Source organism: Pseudomonas sp. S1(2024), from assembly GCF_046557535.1.
The window spans coordinates 1-15084 of the sequence record NZ_JBKGFP010000134.1 but is presented as its reverse complement, the minus strand read 5'-3'; the positions used below and the strand labels follow the sequence as shown (position 1 = coordinate 15084).

Sequence of the window (15084 nt, the reverse complement as noted above, 5' to 3'; positions counted from 1 at the left end):
AAACCCTTCTACTTCGCCCTCGCGACGGTGTTGGGGGCGGTGGGGGTGGTGGGGGGAGCGGGTTTACCCGCGAAGAGGCCAGCGCAGGCTGGCGCCGTCTTCAGAACCAGCGATCGTTCTTCCTGCGCCCACGGGTCAGCGACGGCAGGATCAGCCCCGCCAGCAAGCCCGCGCCGGCAATGCTGCCGCCATACACCATGTAGCGCATCATAACCTGCTTGTTCTCGTCCCCCAGGCGTGCCTGGGTATCGCGCAGCTGCGACTGGCTCTGGTCGAGCTGTTCATTCAGCGCCTTGTTGCGTGCTTCAAGTTCGTCGATCAGCTTCTTGCGTGAATCGAGGGTTTCCTGCATGCCCTGTACGCGATTCTTCCAGCTGTCGTCGATGTTCTTCAGCTGCCCGGTCAGGTCCGCGACCTGGGCATCGAGCTGCGGCAGGCGCTCGCCCTGGCCTGGCACCGACTGCAGGTCGTTGCTGAGGATCCACACCACATCGCCGTTCTGCCCGCGCACCTGGCTGTAGTTGCCCTGGCTGCCGATCAGGGTCAGCTTCTGCCCGGACTTGAGCGTACCGACAATGCGGTGGCCATCGGTGGGGCCGCTGCGCACGTAGGTGCTCAGGCTGTCGCTGACCCAGCGTGCATCGCTGGCAGGCTCTTCGGCGTGCGCGGGTGCGGCAAGGGCCACCAGGGTGGCGATCAGGCCGCCGCGCAGGGCAGTGAGGGCGGAAGCAGTTGGGCGGGAATCGGGCATGTTGGGTCTTCGCTGAAACAGGACAAAAAGTAGGCCCGGTGACTGGGCCGATGAACCGGTCGGTGGGTTGACCGTCAGCGAAAGACCGTTTTTTTGTCAGCAGGTTCACTACCTGATGTCGGAAATGTCTGCAGGATGTTGCAGGACTTCAACCGGCGACTGTGAGACTAGACTCAAAGGCTCACACCCTTTCTTGGAACAAGACCATGACAGCCAAGAACACAATCTGCCTCTGGTACGACAACGACGCCGAGGAAGCCGCGAACTTTTACGCCAGCGTCTTCCCTGACACGACAGTGATAGCGGTGCATCAGGCACCTGCTGATTATCCATCCGGGAAACAGGGTGACGTGATTACCGTGGAGTTCAGCGTCATGGGTATTCCCTGCGTGGGGCTCAACGGAGGCAAGGCCTTCACGCATTGCGAGGCGTTTTCATTCCAGGTCAGCACCGAGGACCAGGCCGAGACCGACCGCTTGTGGGATGCCATTGTCGGCAACGGCGGGGAGGCCAGTGTCTGCGGCTGGTGCAAGGATAAATGGGGGATTTCGTGGCAGATCACCCCGCGCATCCTCATCGAAGCCATCGGCCACCCCGACCGGGCGGCGGCCAAGCGGGCGTTTGATGCCATGATGCAGATGGGCAAGATCGATGTGGCCAGGATAGAGGCGGCGTTGAAGGGCTGATCACGGCAGTGAAGGCATCTTGATCGGGGGCTGCGCAGCAGCCCCCGATTCCACAAACTTGCCAGGTCAGTTGCCGGTCACTTCGGCCTCTGCCGACGCCGGCTTGGTCGAAGTCTTCTTCTCCTGCACCACGATGTAGAACTCTTCGCCATGCTTCACCGCGCCATACAACACGGCCTTCTCGATCAGTTCGTTGCCGCGCAGGTGGCGCAGCATCATCGGGTCCTTGCGCAGGTCGCGGTACAGCGCAAGGCACAGCAGCACCATCACCACCACGAACGGCAGGGCCACGACGATGGTCAGGTTCTGCAGGCCGGTCAGTGCCTCGCCGGGGTCGCGCGGGTCGCCGATTGCCAGCATGATCGCCGCCACCGTACCGGTCAGCGCACCCCAGAAGATCACCGTACGTCGCGATGGCGTGGTGGTGCCGTGTTCCGACAGCGTGCCCATCACCAGCGAGGCCGCGTCGGCACCGGAGACGAAGAAGATACCCACCAGAACCATCACCAGCACTGATGTCGCCGAGGCCAGCGGGTAGCTGTCCAGCAACTGGTACAGCGCGTGGTTGCTGTTGACCGCACCATTGGCCAGCTGGAAGGCGCCTTCACGCAGGGCGTCGATACCCGCGCCGCCAAAAATGGTGAACCACACCAGGCTGACCAGGCTCGGTACCAGCAGCACCCCGGTAACGAACTGGCGGATGGTGCGGCCGCGGCTGATGCGGGCGATGAACATGCCCACGAACGGCGTCCAGGAAATCCACCAGGCCCAGTAGAATACGGTCCAGCCGGCCAGCCAGTTGTTCATCTGTTCACCGCCGCTGGCGTTGGTACGGGCCATCATTTCCGGCAGCATCTTGACGTAGATGCCGATCGAGGTTGGCAGCAGGTTGAGCATCAGCAGGGTCGGGCCGACCATGAACACGAACACCGCCAGCACCAGCGCCAGCACCATGTTGGTGTTGGACAGCCACTGGATGCCCTTGCCGATGCCCGACACCGCCGAGGTGACGAAGGCGATGGTCAGCAGGGTGATGATCGAGATGTAGAACAGCTTGCCGGGGCTTTCGATCCAGCCGTTGTACTCCAGGCCACCGGCAATCTGCAGCGCGCCCAGGCCCAGCGAGGCCGCCGAGCCGAACAGCGTGGCGAAGATCGCCATCATGTCGATCAGGCGGCCGAGCGGGCCGTTGGCATGCTTGCCGATCAACGGCCGGAAGGCGGCGGAAATCAGCTGCGAGCGGCCGCGGCGGAAGGTGCCATAGGCAATCACCAGGCCGACGATGGCGTACATTGCCCAGGGGTGCAGGGTCCAGTGGAACAACGTTGTGGCCATGGCCACCTGCATCGCTTCGCTGGACTGCCCGGTGGCCGTCCCTGGTGGTGGCGATACATAGTGCGACAGCGGTTCGGCAACGCCGAAGAACATCAGGCCAATGCCCATGCCGGCGCTGAACATCATCGCCACCCACGACACCGTGCGGAATTCTGGCTGTTCGCCATCACGGCCCAGAGGGACCCGACCGTACCGGCTGGCGGCGAGCCACAGCACGAACACCACGAACAGCGTGGAGGTAAGCACGAAGAACCAGCCGAAGTTGAGAATGACCCAGGATTGTGCGCTGGAGGCGCTGCTGGCGAGGCTTGCCTGGTTGAGGAAGCCCCAGAGGACGAAAGCGATGGCCAGGAGGCTGGTGAAACCAAAGACGATCCAGTCGAGCTTGCCCTCGAAACGCCGGTCCTGGCGTGCTTCCGCGGTTTTCGAGGGATCCGTCACGCCAAGGTCGAGCGTTTCGGTGATGTGTTCCTTTGCCATGAATGATGAGGCCCCTTTCTGGCTTACCGGCTGGTGCAGGCTTGTAGTTTTGTGTGGGCTACCGAGTTCGATGACTGCCTCGGCGGGGAGATTGCTGGCGGGATTATCCTGCGCACTAAACGGCGGCTCCTGTCCCGATAACGCCCCGGGACGTCCATTGCGCGACCTGCCAGATACTTTTAGTTCTGGGGGCGATGGCCCTTTCTGCCTCGGGTTCTGGTACCCTGTGGGCATTACCCAGGCCTGCACATCCGGGCATCGTAGAAGCGCTGCCGCTTGTGGGCCTGGCCGTACCAGGAAACGGAGATTCGTCCAGATGGCCACTGACCGTGTGAGCCTGATTCATTTCGATAAATTGAGCATGAGCCCTGCCGCTGCCGATCGGTTCCAGAAAGCCCTCGACGCGCTGGAAGCGCTCAAGCTGCAGGACCGTTATGTGTATCTCATCGCTCCTTATCTGGGTGATATCGCTGACGCCTCCGACCGCGAGCAACTGGCCACCGCCCTGGAACAGGGCTTGCGCGTGGTCGACGAGTTGCTGGCTGCCAGGTCGGTCACCAAGGTCAAGGCCGAAGAAGTACGCCAGGTGTTCCACGCTGCCGCCGAGCGCGCGCAGGCTGAAATGCCCGGCTGAGTGGCGGCATGGCCAAAGACATCGACAACCCCTGCGTCTCGCTGTGCCAGCTCAATAGCGAGCTGTGCGTGAGCTGCGGGCGCAGCCGTGACGAAATTCGCAAATGGCGGGGCATGAAGCGCCCCGAGAAGATGGCCACCGTGCAGCGGGCGGCAACGCGGATGAAGGCTATCGCCAAGAAGGCGGCCAAGCGGCAGAATGGCGACTGAACCTGCGCACCCTGTGCGCAATTTTTCCTGATTGTCTGACGAGCCTGAAAATGGATTCTCACTCGCTGTTTGCCTTTACCCTGGTCGCTGCCATCGCGATCGCCAGCCCCGGCCCTGCCACTCTGATGGCCATCAACAACAGCCTTGCCCATGGCCAGCGCAGCGCGATCTGGTCGTCGCTGGGCAATGGCTCGGGCCTGTTCTGCCTGTCGGCAGCCGCCATGCTGGGGCTGGGCGCGCTGCTGGCCAGTTCCGAAATGCTGTTCAACGCCGTGAAGATCCTGGGGGCGGGCTACCTGTTCTATTTGGGCGCGCGGCAATTGCTGAAAAAGAGCCCGATGCTGGCGCAGGGCGACGCAGAGGGTGTGGCCAAGGTTCGGCCCACGCCGCTGAAGCTATACAAGTCGGCCTTCCTCACGGCAGTGACCAACCCCAAGGCGACCATGTTCTTCACCGCGCTGTTCCCGCAGTTCATCGACCAAGGGGCGGCGCTGTTGCCGCAGTTCCTGATCCTGACCGGGATATTCGTAGCGTTGTCGCTGGTTTCGCTGAGCCTGTATGCCGCACTGGCGGCGCGGGCCAAGGGCGTGCTGACCCGGCCGTCCCTGTCGCGCTGGGTGAGCCGGGTGGTGGGCACCACCTTTATCGGTTTTGGCGCGGCAATCCTGGCGATGCGCCGGCAGGGGGCCTGAAGTACGAGGGGCGCTCCATCTGGCCGATAAAAGGCCAACCTGATGGCCATACATGGTCCAGACTGTCTGCAGCACGCACAGATGGGTGCTGCAGTCGACCACAGGACGTGGCAACCATTGGCCACCGCTCCGGGTCTGCAGATGTCACATGTGCCGAGGGTTGTCGATGATCGAGCGCTGCTTTCGCCACGCCTTGCTGCTGTTGCCGTGCCTGCTGCTGCCGCTGGCGGCGGTAGCGCATGAGGAATGCCGGCGGCTGACTGCCACCGGCAACCCGGAATACCCCCCCTACCTGTGGCGCGACCCGCAAAACCCCCAGCAACTGATCGGTGCCAATGCCGACCTGCTCAAGTACCTGGGCAAACAACTGGGGCTGGAAATCGAGGTGGTCTATGGCGGGCCGTGGTCGCGCGCCCAGGAAGAAGTGCGCACGGGCCGGATCGACCTGATGGCCGGGTACTTCCTGACCAAGACCCGTCAGCAGCAGATGGACTTCATTACCCCGGCATTCCTGTATACCCCAAGTGTTATCTGGGTGCGCCAGGACAATACCTTTGCCTACCAGCAATGGGCCGACCTGAAGGGCCGCAAAGGCGGCACGCTGGTCAACAACAGCCACGGCCAGCAGTTCGACGACTACGCCAGGACCAACCTCACCCTCGAAGCGGTACCCGGTGCCAGGCAGGCATTCGAGAAGTTGATGCACAAGCGCAGCGATTATGTGGTGTACGAGCAGTATCCCGGCTTGGCGCTGGCACGCACCTTGGGGATTGCCGACAATTTACAGGTGCTGGAACCACCGGTATCCAGCGAAGGGCTGTACCTGGCGCTTTCGCATGACTCGCCCTGCAATCAGCCGAAGCTGCGTGAGGCACTGACAAGGGAGATGGAAAAGATCGTTGCCGGGGCGTTGCCGGAGCAACTGGTGCAGCAAAACCTGGAGCGTTGGCAATAGCAGCCTGGTATGCGGTCCCTTGTAGGAGCGGCCTTGTGTCGCGATGGGGCGCGCAGCGGCCCCTGTTTTCAGCTTCGCCGCAGATATCGCCGGGGCCGCTTCGCGCCCCATCGCGACACAAGGCCGCTCCTACAGGGACCGGGCCAGTTGCTCGGCTTCCTTGGCCCGGGTCACGCTGACTGCGCCGGGCAGGGTGACATCGTTCTTCGCCGCGAGGATCTCGGCCATGACGCTGACGGCAATCTCGGCCGGGGTCTTGCTACCGATATAAATGCCGATAGGGCCGTGCAGGCGCCGCAACGACGCTTCGCTTTCGCCAAAGTGTTCGATCAGGCGCTCGCGGCGCAGCTGGCTGTTGCGCCGTGAGCCGATGGCACCGATATAGAACGCCGGGCTGTGCAGCGCTTCGAGCAGTGCCAGGTCGTCCAGCTTGGGGTCGTGGCTGACAGCGACGATGGCGCTGCGCAGGTCCGGGGCAAAGGCGCGGACGACGTCGTCCGGCATGCCGGCAAGGTGGTTGACGCCGGCAACGTTCCAGCCTGCCGTGTACTCGGGGCGCGGGTCGCACAGTGAAACGCTGAAGCCATTGAACAGGGCCATGGTCGCCAGGTATTCGGCCAGCGCGCCGGCACCGATCAACAGCAGGCGGTAGCCGGGGCCGAGGGTGCTGAGCATGTGCTGGCCATCGAAGCTGAACAGTTCGGGCGTGGTGGTGGCGCTGAGGCTGGCTTTGCCGCTGCGCAGGTCGAGCCCACGCCGTACCAGGTTGCCGCCGTCGAGGCCGGCGAGCAGTTGCTCGAGGTGTGGCAGCGACGGGGCGAATTCCAGCACCAGTTCGAGGGTGCCGCCACAGGGCAGGCCGAAGCGGTGGGCCTCGTCGGCACTGACGCCATAGCGCACCACCTGGGGCAGGCCGCCGGGCATGCCGGGGCCGCAGTAGGCACTGGTGTAGCGGTGAATGAGGTCGTCCTCGATGCAGCCACCAGAGACACTGCCGACCACACGGCCGTCGCTGCGCAGGGCCATCATCGAGCCCACCGGGCGGGGGGAGGAACCCCAGGTGCGGGCGACCGTGGCGAGCAGGGTGCGGTGGCCGGCGGCGAGCCAGTCTCGGGTGGTGCGAAGGACCAGCAGGTCGATGCTTTCCATGGGGACTCTATTAAACCTGATGTTGGCTGTACCGGCCTCTTCGCGGGCTTGCCCGCTCCCACAGGGACCCCACAGTCCTGGAGGGCAGCGCCATACCTGTAGGAGCGGGCAAGCCCGCGAAGAGGCCGGTACAGGCATTACCCATTTCAGCGCATGTGCAAAATGATCGGGCTACTGCTGGCCGGGTCGGTATGCCCACGCAACTTGCCCACCGCCTGCGCATTCACCGCGCCACCATTGTTCCCCCAGGCACTGCGCACGAAACCCAGCACATCAGCAATTTCCTGGTCACTCAGTTGCTTACGGAAGGCCGGCATGCGATAGGCGTCGGGCAACCCGGCCGTCACCACCCGCTGCGAACCATTGAGGGTGATGTTGATCGCCGAGGCGTCTTCCTTGGCCAGTGCCGAAGTAGCGCCGGCCAAAGGCGGCATCCATTCGGGCTGGCCCTTGCCGTCCAGGCCGTGGCACGACGCACAGCGGGTTACATAGGTATGCGCCCCAGGGCTGTCGAGCCGCGCCGCCGTCGTTTCGGCCTGGTATTGCCACGGCGCACCGTCGCGTTGCGGGTCGCCGGGCAGCGACTTCAGGTAGCGGGCGATGGCGGCCAGGTCGTCGTCACTCATGAACTGCGTGGAGTTGTTGAAGGCCTCGGTCATCGAGCCGAATACCACCGCATGCCGGTTGCGCCCGGTCTTGAGGAACTGCGCGATCTCGGCTTCGCTCCAGCGCCCCAGCCCGGTGTTGGGGTCGGCACGCAGGCTCGGTGCATACCAGCCATCGAGCAGGGCACCAGCGAGGAACGGCTTGCCGCTGTCATCCAGGGCCTTTTCGTTGAAGGCCAGGCCACGCGGCGTATGGCAGCTGCCACAGTGGCCTGGGCCCTGGACGATGTAGGCGCCGCGGTTCCACTGGGCGTCCTGCCCGGCCTGGTTGGTGTAGGGCGTGGTGGCGGCGAACAGGCCGTTCCACAAGGCGATGGGCCAACGCAGGTTCAGCGGCCAGGGAATGTCGCTGGCCAGGTTGGCCTGTTGCACCGGCTGCACGCCTTGCATGAAAAAGGCATACAGCGCCTTTACATCGTCATCGCTGAGCTTGGCGTAGGACGGGTAGGGCATGGCCGGGTACAGCCGTCGGCCACCGGGGGCTACGCCGTGGCGCACGGCACGGTCGAAGTCGGCCAGGCTGTAGCCACCGATGCCGGTGTCGCGGTCGGGGGTGATGTTGGTGGCGTGGATCGCCCCCAGCGGGGTGGCCATTTCCAGCCCGCCGGCGAACGGTTTGCCGTCCGCCAGGCTGTGGCAGGCCACGCAGTCGCTGAGGCGGGCTACGTACTCGCCACGGCTGACCAGCGCCGGGTCCGCGGTGGTGGCCTGCGCATCGGCAAATGGCGAGGCAGGCTCGCGGGTGACGTACCAGGCCAGCAGGCCTGCCGCGACCAGGCACGGCAGCGCCAGCCAGCCAGCGGTTCTTGCGAAACGATGGGTCATGGGGCGTCCTTGTGTGCTCAGCTGAAGGTATGGCGGCTCAATGGCAGGCTGCGCACGCGCTGGCCGGTCAGCTGCGCGACTGCGTTGGCTACCGCCGGTGCCACCGCGGGCAACGGTGGCTCGCCGATGCCGCCCATCTTCGCCCCGCTTTCGACAATGCGCACATGCACCCTGGCCATGCGCGATGGCGGCAAGATCGGGTACAGGTCGTAGTTGCGCGCGCGCGGCTTGCCATCCACGTACACCGCTTCTTCCAGCAGTGTCTGCGACAGGCCCAGGGCGACGGCGCCGTTGACCTGATGCTCGATGATCGCCGGGTTGACGATGCTGCCCGGGTCGATGGCCTGCCAGATGTCGTGCACCTTGACCTGGCCGTTCTCGATCGACACCTCGGCAATGACCGCTGCCTCCGAGCCGAACGGCGAGGCCATGGCCACGCCACGCGCCCGCTTGCTGCCGTCCTCGGCGGTGAACGGCCCGCGCTTCCAGCCGCCGGAAAGCTCGGCGACGGCCTGCAGCAGGTTGGTCAGGCGCGGGTTGTCGCGCAGCAGGTGCAGGCGCAGTTCGAACGGGTCCTTGCCGCCTTTGTCGGCCAGTTCGTCGAGGAACGACTCATAGAAGAAGTCATTCAGCGAGTTGCCCACCGAGCGCCAGTAGCCGAGCATGGCCGGGCCTTTCACGTAGATCTGCGCGATACGCTTGTTGGCGATGGCGTAGGACTTGCCCGACAGGCCTTCGAGCGCGGTCGGGTCGAGCTTTTCGCCTTGCTTGCCTGCGAGGGCCTCAGTCGGGCCTTCGGTGGCGCTCACGGCTTCGAGGGCCACCGGCAGGCCGTCGGCATCCAGTCCGGCACGGAACTTCACCACGGCGACCGGGCGCAGCACATCGCGGAGGAATTCTTCCTCGCGGCTCCAGATGAGTTTCACCGGCCGGCCGACCGCCTTGGCCAAGGCAATGGCCTGTGGGTAGGGGTTGGCCGAGTCGTACAGGAAGTGGCGGCCAAAGAAACCGCCCAGCAACGGCGAATGCAGGGTGATCTGTGCCGGGGCCAGGCCGGTGCGCTTGGCAATGTCGTCACGGAACATGTCCGGCGCCTGGTTGGGCAGCCATACCTCCAGGGTGCCGTCCGGGTTGAAGCGCGCCAGTGCCGACGGCGGCTCCAGCTGGGCGTGGTTGAGGTACTGGTTATGGTAGGTTGCCTCGACCCGGGTCTTGGCACTGGCCAGCATGCCGGCCACATCGCCCTGGTTTTCGTCGTCGCGCGCCGGGCCCGTGACCGTGGCCAGGTGCTCGCGCCAGCCATCGCTGGAGAAGTCGGCCGGCATCGGCCGTACCGGGCTGTCGGCCGCAGGCTCCTTCCAGTCAACCTGGATGGCCTCGACCGCGCGCTTGGCATGCCACCAGCGTTCGGCTACCACGGCCACGGCGCCCGGCAGCTGATGCACCGAATGCACGCCCTTCATGGCCTTGACCTGGTCTTCGTTGCGCAGGCTGCCGACGGTCATGCCCAGGCGTGGCGCGTGCTGCACGGCAGCGTGGAGCATGCCGTCGACCTTGATGTCGATGCTGTACACCGCCTTGCCGGTGGACTTGTCGTAGGCATCCAGGCGACGTACCGGCTTGCCGATCCAGCGAAACTGGCTGGGGTCACGCAGTTTGACGCTGGCCGGGTCCGGCACTGGCAGGTCCATGGCCCGCCCGGCCAGTTCTCCGTAGGGGATGGAGCGGCCAGTCGTGGTATGTACCACGCGACCCGGCGTGGTGGAGAGTTCTTCGACCGGCACGCCCAGCTGCTCGGCACCCGCCTGCAGCAGCATGGCCCGGGCGAGGGCGCCCAGGCGGCGCATGGTCGGGTAGCTCATGCGCACCGACATGCTGCCGCCGGTGATGCGCATGCCGTTTTCCATCACTACATAGGCTTCGCCGGGCGGCGCGCTGTCGACCACGAAATTGGCCGGGTCGACGTCCAGCTCTTCACCAACGATCTGCGCCATGGCGGTGAAGGGGCCTTGGCCACCTTCCATGAACGGGCTGAGCAGGCGCACTTTGCCGTCCGGGCGGATCTCCAGAAACGCCGGCACCTGGGTGCCGCGCTCCGGGGTTGCTGCGGCAGCTGCCTGCACGCGGGCCGAGCCCATGGGCAGGCCGAAACCCAGCACCAGGGCACCGACAGCCGTGCCGGCAAGAAAGCGCCGACGCGACAGGTTGACGGTTTCGCCCAGTTGCAGCTTGAGCAGTTCGGCGGGGGAATCGACTGGTGTGTTCATCAGGCCTTCTCCCCTTGGGCCAGCTCATGCACGGCAGCATGGATGGCGTTGTAGGTGCCGCAGCGGCACAGGTTGACCATGGCTGCCTCGATCTGTGCGTCACTGGGCTTGGGCGTGTGCTTGAGCAGCGCCGTGGCCGCCATTACCTGGCCGGACTGGCAGTAGCCGCACTGGGCCACCTGGTGCTCGACCCAGGCCGCGACCACCCGTTTGCCGACGGCATCGGCCTCGATCGCCTCGATGGTGGTCACCTCGCGCCCGACCACGCCGGCCACCGGGGTGACGCAGGCGCGCACCACATTGCCGTCCACCAGCACCGAACAGGCGCCGCACTGGGCCAGGCCGCAGCCATACTTGGTGCCGGTCAGCCCCAGGTCGTCGCGGATCACCCATAGCAGGGGCGTGTCGGCGTCTGCCTCGACCTGGTAGGTCTTCTGGTTGATGCGTAATTCCATGGTTCACCTGCCCGTCAACGGTTGCTGTCGCTTGGTTTCTTGTGATCGGGGAATACGGTGCTCCCCAGTGCAGAAACGCTAGCACAGCGGGGTGACCGCCGGTCTGCTGACGGGGGCAGGTTCAGAGGATCAGGCAAGCAATTCGGTGGAATGCGCAAGCGGCGATGTGCGCTATCGCCTGTAGGAGCGGCCTTGTGTCGCGATGGGGCGCGCAGCGGCCCTGGGATCTTGGCAGCATGCAGTATTGTAAGGGGCCGCTTTGCGGCCCATCGCGACACAAGGCCGCTCCTACAAGAAAGCGCATTTGGAGGTGAGGAGGACTTCCGCAACGAAAACCCGGATAATGCCGGCCAATTTCGTTTTGCACGTTTAAATCACGGTAATCCCGCATGGAAATCAAGGTCAATTTTCTCGACAATCTCCGTCTCGAAGCCAAGTTCGACGACTTCACGGTGATCGCCGACCAACCGATCCGCTACAAGGGTGATGGCTCGGCCCCAGGGCCGTTCGACTATTTCCTGGCGTCTTCGGCCTTGTGCGCGGCTTACTTCGTCAAGCTGTACTGCCAGACCCGCGACATTCCCACCGAAAACATTCGCCTGTCGCAGAACAACATCGTCGACCCGGAAAACCGCTACAACCAGGTCTTCAAGATCCAGGTCGAACTGCCCGAGGACATTTCCGAGAAGGACCGCCAGGGCATCCTGCGCTCCATCGACCGCTGCACGGTGAAGAAGGTGGTGCAGACCGGCCCCGAGTTCGTGATCGAAGTGGTCGACAACCTCGATGCCGATGCCCAGGGCTTGCTGATGCCGGTGGCGGACACCAGCACCTACATCCCCGGCAAGGACCTGCCGCTGGAACAGACCATCGCCAACATGTCGGGCATCCTCGCCGGGCTGGGGATGAAGATCGAGATCGCCTCGTGGCGCAACATCGTGCCTAACGTGTGGTCGCTGCATGTGCGCGACGCCCAGTCGCCGATGTGCTTCACCAACGGCAAGGGCGCGACCAAGGAGGCTGCGCTGGCCTCGGCGCTGGGCGAGTTCATCGAGCGGCTGAACTGCAACTTCTTCTATAACGACCAGTTCTGGGGCGAGGACCTGGCCAACGCGCCGTTCGTGCACTACCCGAACGAGCAGTGGTTCAAACCCGGCCCGCGCGATGCGCTGCCGGCCGAGATCCTCGACGAGCACTGCCTGGCAATCTACAACCCGGACGGCGAGCTGCGTGGCTCGCACCTGTACGACACCAACTCGGGCAACACCGCGCGCGGCATCTGCTCGTTGCCGTTCGTGCGCCAGTCCGACCAGCAGGTGGTGTACTTCCCGTCCAACCTGATCGAGAACCTGTTCCTCAGCAACGGCATGAGCGCCGGCAACACCCTGGCCGAGGCACAGGTGCAGTGCCTGTCGGAAATCTTCGAGCGTGCCGTGAAGCGCGAAATCCTCGAAGGCGAGCTGTGCCTGCCGGATGTGCCGCAGGAGGTACTGGCCAAGTACCCGGCCATCGTCGCCGGCATCCAGGGCCTGGAAGAGCAGGGCTTCCCGGTGCTGGTCAAGGATGCGTCGCTGGGTGGCGAGTTCCCGGTGATGTGCGTGACCTTGATGAACCCGCGCACCGGCGGCGTGTTTGCTTCGTTCGGCGCCCACCCGAGCCTGGAAGTGGCGCTGGAGCGCAGCCTCACCGAACTGCTGCAGGGCCGCAGCTTCGAAGGCTTGAATGATCTGCCGCAACCGACCTTCGAAAGCCACGCGCTGACCGAGCCGAACAACTTCGTCGAGCACTTCATCGACTCCAGTGGCGTGGTGTCGTGGCGCTTCTTCAGTGCCAAGGCCGACTTCGAGTTCGTCGAGTGGGACTTCTCCGGCCACGGCGAGGATTCCAACGTGCAGGAAGCCGCCACCCTGTTCGGCATCCTCGAGGACCTTGGCAAGGAAGTGTACATGGCGGTGTACGACAACCTTGGCGCCACCGCCTGCCGCATCCTGGTGCCGGGTTATTCGGAGATCTACCCGGTCGAGGACCTGATCTGGGACAACACCAACCGCGCCTTGTCGTTCCGCGCCGACATCCTCAACCTGCACAGCCTGGACAACCGTTCCCTCAAGCTGCTGCTCAAGCGCCTGGACAACTGCGATGTGGATGACTACACCACCATCACCACGCTGATCGGCGTGGAGTTCGACGAGAACACGGTGTGGGGCCAGTTGACCATTCTCGAGCTGAAGCTGCTGATCTGCCTGGCTGTGCAGCGCTTCGAGGATGCCAAGGAACTGGTCGAGGCGTTCCTGCAGTTCAACGACAACACCGTCGAGCGCGGCCTGTTCTACCAGGCGCTGAACGTGGTGCTGGAAGTGCTGCTGGACGACGAACTGGAAATGGACGACTACGAAGCCAACTTCCGCCGCATGTTCGGTAACCCGCGCATGGACGCGGTGCTGGGTTCGGTGGACGGCAGCGTGCGCTTCCATGGCCTGACCCCGACCAGCATGAAGCTCGAAGGCCTCGATCGCCACCTGCGCCTGATCGAAAGCTACAAGAAGCTGCACGCGGCCCGGGCCAACTTCGCCTGATAGCCGCAGTGCTCCAATCGCTATCTTGTACTGCCTGTTCTGGCCTTATCGCCGGCAAGCCAGCTCCCACAGGTACAGCACATGACTTGAGGTCGATGCTGTCGAGGTGGGAGCAACTGTCTTTAGAAATTTATTTTCAAGCGTGCCATTCGGGCAGGGCTTCGCTCGATACCGCGTAGCGGTGTCGTTGGCGAAGCCCGCATTTGTAGAAAATCGATCCTCGTTCGTGATCAGGTTGCGGGTACCTGAGGCTTGAGCTCTTTCCACTCCGTTCCGTCACGCAGCATTGCGTTCAGGCGCACCAGCAACACGCGCATGCACGCCACTGCGGCAACTTTTGCGCACTTGCCTCGGGCTATCAGGTCTTCATAGCGGGTTCTAACTTCTGGGACATGCTGGATCATTGACCAGATCGACATGTAGGCCGCCTTGCGGACTCTGTAACGCCCGCCTTCGATCTTCCTCGGGCCACTCTTCTTGCCGCTGTCTTTGTTGTACGGCGCTAACCCAGCCAAGGCTGCAATTTCGCGCCCCGTCACGCGTCCCAGCTCAGGTAGGTAGGCCATGAAGGTGCCACAACTGATGACGCCAATCCCTTTCACAGACCTTAGCCGCATGGCTGTCGTGCGATCCAGCACGTTCGAGGCGCGCTCAATCGCCTTGTCCAAAGCCTTAATCTGATCATTCAGGTAAGCGACATGCTCGGTATAAACGGTAATGGCCGTAACTGAAGTGGTTTGTTTCATCCGACGCTTGTCATCATCCCGATGCTGGACAAGATTGCCACGGAGTTTGATGAGCTCTCCCAGTTCATCCCGATCTTGATTAGGCTCTATCTGCGGCAAGTCCTCGAAATCCCTGGCAAACCGCGCCAGCATCTGGGCGTCGATCTTGTCAGTCTTGGCAATTTTGCCCATGGCACTCGCATAGTCCCGACAGCGCTTGGGGTTGACCCTGATGACGTTCAAACCCTCCAGTCGCAAGGCTTTGAATACGGCTCGTTCATAGCCACCAGTGGCTTCCAGCAAGACCCGTTCGACCTCAAGCTCGTTCAGGCATGCGATCAGTTGCGCAAAGCCCTCTGGGTCATTCCTGACCTGGAACTGGGGAATACTTTCAGGAAGAAAGCCCACATCCAGAGTCGCTTTCGAAACGTCGAGACCAACGAAGTAGGAAATCATCGCCAAGCCCTCTTACACTCAAGAAGTGAGAGCACTCTGACTTAGCCCTAGCTTGTGACTACGAGTTCGCCACTCATTCAACTGTTCGGGCTTAGGTCAGAGTGAGAGGTGGATGGCGACTAGGCTCCCACTCGTGCTTTAGAGCACATCTGGCTTTCAGTCTGCCATCCACTGCTCTCACCCTTTCGAGTTTAAGAGACCTTGAAGACACAAGCTGGCTTGCC

The 15084-nt window shown here is 63.5% G+C and carries 13 protein-coding genes; 6 read left to right on the top strand and 7 right to left on the bottom strand.

From position 1 onward, the window contains the following. Positions 1-100: 100 nt before the first annotated feature. Positions 101-751 carry a TIGR04211 family SH3 domain-containing protein gene (locus ACLCGK_RS31880; RefSeq protein ID WP_410953627.1) on the bottom strand — a complete coding sequence of 217 codons (651 nt, stop codon included), beginning with the start codon at positions 749-751 and terminating at the stop codon, positions 101-103. A gap of 206 nt (positions 752-957) precedes the next feature. Between ACLCGK_RS31880 and ACLCGK_RS31875 the strand changes: the two genes are divergently transcribed. Continuing rightward, entirely contained in the window at positions 958-1437 is a 480-nt protein-coding gene (locus ACLCGK_RS31875) for a VOC family protein (RefSeq protein WP_015270715.1), read from the top strand. A gap of 66 nt (positions 1438-1503) precedes the next feature. Here ACLCGK_RS31875 and ACLCGK_RS31870 read toward each other — a convergent pair whose 3' ends face one another. Beyond that, entirely contained in the window at positions 1504-3252 is a 1749-nt protein-coding gene (locus tag ACLCGK_RS31870; RefSeq protein WP_054572573.1) for a BCCT family transporter, read from the bottom strand. Between the two features lie 316 nt (positions 3253-3568). Between ACLCGK_RS31870 and ACLCGK_RS31865 the strand changes: the two genes are divergently transcribed. From ACLCGK_RS31865 to ACLCGK_RS31850, 4 genes are all read left to right on the top strand, one after another. Then, positions 3569-3886 carry a hypothetical protein gene (locus tag ACLCGK_RS31865; RefSeq protein WP_003259233.1) on the top strand — a complete coding sequence of 106 codons (318 nt, stop codon included), beginning with the start codon at positions 3569-3571 and terminating at the stop codon, positions 3884-3886. A gap of 8 nt (positions 3887-3894) precedes the next feature. Further along, positions 3895-4095 (top strand): DUF1289 domain-containing protein, encoded by a 201-nt coding sequence (locus tag ACLCGK_RS31860; RefSeq protein WP_003259230.1) that lies wholly within the window; start codon positions 3895-3897, stop codon positions 4093-4095. 50 nt (positions 4096-4145) lie between these two features. Continuing rightward, the gene (locus ACLCGK_RS31855; protein ID WP_015270713.1) at positions 4146-4787 is read left to right on the top strand and encodes a LysE family translocator; all 642 of its coding nucleotides are present in this window, start codon (positions 4146-4148) and stop codon (positions 4785-4787) included. Between the two features lie 166 nt (positions 4788-4953). Beyond that, positions 4954-5742: a substrate-binding periplasmic protein gene (locus ACLCGK_RS31850; RefSeq protein ID WP_024087296.1), complete on the top strand. Its 789-nt coding sequence runs from the start codon at positions 4954-4956 to the stop codon at positions 5740-5742. A 129-nt stretch (positions 5743-5871) separates the two neighbouring features. Here the strand turns inward: ACLCGK_RS31850 and ACLCGK_RS31845 are convergent, their stop codons facing one another. The 4 genes from ACLCGK_RS31845 to ACLCGK_RS31830 all read right to left on the bottom strand — a co-directional run bounded on the left by ACLCGK_RS31845 (position 5872) and on the right by ACLCGK_RS31830 (position 11103). Then, a complete protein-coding gene (locus ACLCGK_RS31845; RefSeq protein ID WP_410953626.1) occupies positions 5872-6891 on the bottom strand; it encodes an XdhC family protein in 1020 nt (339 codons plus the stop codon). Between the two features lie 146 nt (positions 6892-7037). Next, the gene (locus ACLCGK_RS31840; RefSeq protein ID WP_410953625.1) at positions 7038-8381 is read right to left on the bottom strand and encodes a c-type cytochrome; all 1344 of its coding nucleotides are present in this window, start codon (positions 8379-8381) and stop codon (positions 7038-7040) included. Between the two features lie 17 nt (positions 8382-8398). Further along, on the bottom strand, positions 8399-10648 hold the full coding sequence (locus ACLCGK_RS31835; RefSeq protein ID WP_410953624.1) for a molybdopterin cofactor-binding domain-containing protein: 2250 nt from the start codon (positions 10646-10648) through the stop codon (positions 8399-8401). Beyond that, positions 10648-11103 carry a (2Fe-2S)-binding protein gene (locus ACLCGK_RS31830; protein WP_003259224.1) on the bottom strand — a complete coding sequence of 152 codons (456 nt, stop codon included), beginning with the start codon at positions 11101-11103 and terminating at the stop codon, positions 10648-10650. Before ACLCGK_RS31830 ends, ACLCGK_RS31835 begins: the two co-directional genes overlap by 1 nt. A gap of 389 nt (positions 11104-11492) precedes the next feature. Between ACLCGK_RS31830 and ACLCGK_RS31825 the strand changes: the two genes are divergently transcribed. Next, entirely contained in the window at positions 11493-13679 is a 2187-nt protein-coding gene (locus ACLCGK_RS31825; RefSeq protein WP_137164880.1) for an OsmC domain/YcaO domain-containing protein, read from the top strand. Positions 13680-13909: 230 nt separating this feature from the next. Here ACLCGK_RS31825 and ACLCGK_RS31820 read toward each other — a convergent pair whose 3' ends face one another. Then, positions 13910-14860: an IS110 family transposase gene (locus ACLCGK_RS31820; RefSeq protein WP_410951390.1), complete on the bottom strand. Its 951-nt coding sequence runs from the start codon at positions 14858-14860 to the stop codon at positions 13910-13912. Positions 14861-15084 lie beyond the last annotated feature (224 nt).

Excerpts from the sequence above, each read along its gene's own strand:
- ACLCGK_RS31880 (WP_410953627.1), bottom strand. The coding sequence starts at position 751 with ATGCCCGATTCCCGCCCAACTGCTTCCGCCCTCACTGCCCTGCGCGGC.
- ACLCGK_RS31875 (WP_015270715.1), top strand. The coding sequence starts at position 958 with ATGACAGCCAAGAACACAATCTGCCTCTGGTACGACAACGACGCCGAG.
- ACLCGK_RS31870 (WP_054572573.1), bottom strand. The coding sequence starts at position 3,252 with ATGGCAAAGGAACACATCACCGAAACGCTCGACCTTGGCGTGACGGAT.
- ACLCGK_RS31865 (WP_003259233.1), top strand. The coding sequence starts at position 3,569 with ATGGCCACTGACCGTGTGAGCCTGATTCATTTCGATAAATTGAGCATG.
- ACLCGK_RS31860 (WP_003259230.1), top strand. The coding sequence starts at position 3,895 with ATGGCCAAAGACATCGACAACCCCTGCGTCTCGCTGTGCCAGCTCAAT.
- ACLCGK_RS31855 (WP_015270713.1), top strand. The coding sequence starts at position 4,146 with ATGGATTCTCACTCGCTGTTTGCCTTTACCCTGGTCGCTGCCATCGCG.
- ACLCGK_RS31850 (WP_024087296.1), top strand. The coding sequence starts at position 4,954 with ATGATCGAGCGCTGCTTTCGCCACGCCTTGCTGCTGTTGCCGTGCCTG.
- ACLCGK_RS31845 (WP_410953626.1), bottom strand. The coding sequence starts at position 6,891 with ATGGAAAGCATCGACCTGCTGGTCCTTCGCACCACCCGAGACTGGCTC.
- ACLCGK_RS31840 (WP_410953625.1), bottom strand. The coding sequence starts at position 8,381 with ATGACCCATCGTTTCGCAAGAACCGCTGGCTGGCTGGCGCTGCCGTGC.
- ACLCGK_RS31835 (WP_410953624.1), bottom strand. The coding sequence starts at position 10,648 with ATGAACACACCAGTCGATTCCCCCGCCGAACTGCTCAAGCTGCAACTG.
- ACLCGK_RS31830 (WP_003259224.1), bottom strand. The coding sequence starts at position 11,103 with ATGGAATTACGCATCAACCAGAAGACCTACCAGGTCGAGGCAGACGCC.
- ACLCGK_RS31825 (WP_137164880.1), top strand. The coding sequence starts at position 11,493 with ATGGAAATCAAGGTCAATTTTCTCGACAATCTCCGTCTCGAAGCCAAG.
- ACLCGK_RS31820 (WP_410951390.1), bottom strand. The coding sequence starts at position 14,860 with ATGATTTCCTACTTCGTTGGTCTCGACGTTTCGAAAGCGACTCTGGAT.